This is a genomic window from Catenibacterium sp. UBA627, from assembly GCF_002299355.1.
Taxonomy (GTDB): Bacteria; Bacillota_I; Bacilli_A; order Erysipelotrichales; family Coprobacillaceae; genus Catenibacterium; species Catenibacterium mitsuoka.
Genome location: NZ_DBPF01000086.1, coordinates 1 through 2,658 on the forward strand (window position 1 = coordinate 1; position 2,658 = coordinate 2,658).

Here is a 2,658-nt window from a genome sequence, read left to right on the forward strand (position 1 = left end):
ACCTTTCGGTTCTTATAAGTCAATAATATCTAGAATATCATAGGATGCCTTCAACATCTTTGGATGAAAGTCCCCTTCTCCTGATTCATCCACAACTCTTTGAAGTTCTTTAGTAATCTCAATAAAGTCATCTTTCAGGAAAGGACCTCTTGTACATAATAAATCAAATGTCTGATTCCAATAGAATAAATGATACCCACTAGAACGGTAGCCATGACTCGCATAAAACTTAGTACGTCTTAAACGCTGTTCATAGTTATCTGCTTGATCATCTAAAGGTTCCATATCCAATACAATCTGCCTTTGATAAAGATCATCCATCAACTTTAAAGTACGTCCTCCATACCCACGAGAACGAAGTGATGAACAGATTGCAAGATAGAACAAATAAACACATGTATCAGATGTCATTGTCATAAAGAAACCTACAAATGTGTCTTCATCATAAACACCATAAAGATCGGATATACCTGTATGAGATAAATCAATCATTCTTTCTATAGAAACACGTTCTTCCTTAGGAAATGCTTCATTATTAAGATCTTCTAATTCCTTAAAGTTCTCTGTAATTCTTTTAGCCGTTAACGCCATAGATTATCCTCCATTAATATGACTATTCTATGCTGTTTTCTTCTTTTTTTCAAATGATTACGCTATAATGGTTAGAAAAGAAAGGATGTATCTATGCTTACATATAGTTTCGATGAAAATAACCATAAATCTCTCTACCAGCAATTATATACATTTATCAAAAATGATATTCTAGAGGGACATCTGACAGCAGATGAGAAGTTACCTTCTAAGCGTACATTTGCGAAAAATCTAGGTATTAGTATTATTACAATAGAGAATGCCTATGCGCAGTTAATGGCTGAAGGATATATTTATTCTTTACCTAAGAAAGGCTTTTATGTATCTCCTATTAATAATAAGACACCCCTTATTCCTGCCAAGATGATTCATAAACCTTCTATTAAGAAAGAATCCTATTGGTGTGATTTCTCTTCTAATCAGACACCAGCCCATTTGTTTCCTTTCACTACATGGTCTAAACTTATGAAGGACGTATTAAATGAACACCAATCAGAACTAATGGTTAATCCTCCAGTAGGTGGTATTTATGAATTAAGAGAAGCGATTTCTCATCATTTAAAAGAATTCAGAAATATGGATGTTGAACCTGAAAGAATCATTATCGGTGCGGGTACTGAATATTTATATGGACTACTCGTACAATTATTAGGTTTAGATCTTGTCTATGCCGTAGAGAATCCTGGTTATAATAAAATACTAGATGTTTATTCTAGTTTGGGAGCAAAATGTGTTCCTATAGATATGGATGAGCAGGGAATACTAGTCAACCAATTAGAAGATTTAGATGTAGATATTGCGCACATCTCTCCTTCTCATCATTTCCCAACTGGTATTATTATGCCTGTATCTCGACGTTATGAATTACTTGGATGGGCAAATAAAAAGGAACATCGCTATATTATAGAAGATGATTATGACAGTGAATTACGTTTAAGTGGACAGCCTATTCCTGCCCTGCAAAGTATTGATTTAAGTGAAAAAGTCATTTATATGAATACTTTTACTAAGACTCTTGCCTCTACAATTCGTATTAGCTATATGGTGCTTCCTCATCATTTATTAGAACGCTATAATAAGAAGCTCTCTTTTTATGCCTGTACAGTCTCTAACTTCGAACAATATACTCTTGCATCATTTATTAATGAGCATTGTTTTGATAAGCATATTACTAAATTACGTAACCATTATCATAATAAGCGTGATGCGATTGTGAAGATGTTAGAAGAAAGTAGTTTAAAGGATATGATTACTATTTCCAAGGAAGATGCAGGTCTTCATTTCCTTATTACGATTCATACACATATGTCTGATGAAACACTTATCAATAAATTAAAAGAAGAAGGAATCCATCTAAGAGCTATTTCTCATTACTATCTTAAGAATATACCTCATACATCACATACCTTCATCATGAACTACTCTTCTATCGATTTAGATAAATTACCACAGGCTATAGAAATATTAGAAAAAATACTTTATTGACATATTTCTTAAAATATATTAAAGTAAGTCATGCAAAAAAAGAATATTGATTTAGGGTATTATTGGAAACGCACAAGCATAGCTTGATAACGAACAACACTTATATTAAGTGTTGTTTTTTTATGTAATTTCAAGAAAGGAGCATTTTTCCAATGCCTAAAACATTTAAACAAAATTTATTATTTACTGCGATGATGTCATTCTTAATGGTGTATGTCATGATTCTCTTCAACATCTCATTAAATATCGGAGGGATGACAAACCGGGTCTTTTTACTTGCCTTCCGCGAAATGATTATCATGTGGCCTGTCGCTTTCTTTTTAGAACTACTTGTTGTAGATTCTTTAGCTCATAAGCTTGCTTTCTGTTTTGTACAGCCTACAGATCGTCCTATTGTGATTACTCTTGCAATCTCATGTATGATTGTTTGTATCATGTGTCCATGCATGAGTCTAATCGCAACTGTATTATTCAAGAACATCGATGCTTCAGTCTATTTCCAGACAACATTCGTCAACTACCCACGACCTAAAGGTCATGGGCTTGTAACTGCCCAGTCGTACTAACGGTTTACACCTCCGA

General features: G+C 33.4%; 3 protein-coding genes. 2 read left to right on the forward strand and 1 reads right to left on the reverse strand.

Annotated features, from left to right (window positions below):
* Nucleotides 1-12: 12 nt before the first annotated feature.
* Complete coding sequence (locus B2S90_RS05460) at nucleotides 13-591, reverse strand: hypothetical protein (RefSeq protein WP_286696667.1); 579 nt, start codon at nucleotides 589-591, stop codon at nucleotides 13-15.
* A 93-nt stretch (nucleotides 592-684) separates the two neighbouring features.
* Here B2S90_RS05460 and B2S90_RS05465 point away from each other — a divergent pair, with 93 nt between their 5' ends.
* Nucleotides 685-2,076, forward strand: coding sequence for a PLP-dependent aminotransferase family protein (locus B2S90_RS05465; protein ID WP_055289925.1), 1,392 nt, complete (start codon nucleotides 685-687; stop codon nucleotides 2,074-2,076).
* Nucleotides 2,077-2,228: 152 nt separating this feature from the next.
* Nucleotides 2,229-2,642 carry a DUF2798 domain-containing protein gene (locus B2S90_RS05470; RefSeq protein WP_279079969.1) on the forward strand — a complete coding sequence of 138 codons (414 nt, stop codon included), beginning with the start codon at nucleotides 2,229-2,231 and terminating at the stop codon, nucleotides 2,640-2,642.
* Nucleotides 2,643-2,658: the final 16 nt, after the last annotated feature.

Coding starts and splice junctions, on each gene's coding strand:
- B2S90_RS05470 (WP_279079969.1), top strand. CDS start 2,229: ATGCCTAAAACATTTAAACAAAATTTATTATTTACTGCGATGATGTCA.
- B2S90_RS05460 (WP_286696667.1), bottom strand. CDS start 591: ATGGCGTTAACGGCTAAAAGAATTACAGAGAACTTTAAGGAATTAGAA.
- B2S90_RS05465 (WP_055289925.1), top strand. CDS start 685: ATGCTTACATATAGTTTCGATGAAAATAACCATAAATCTCTCTACCAG.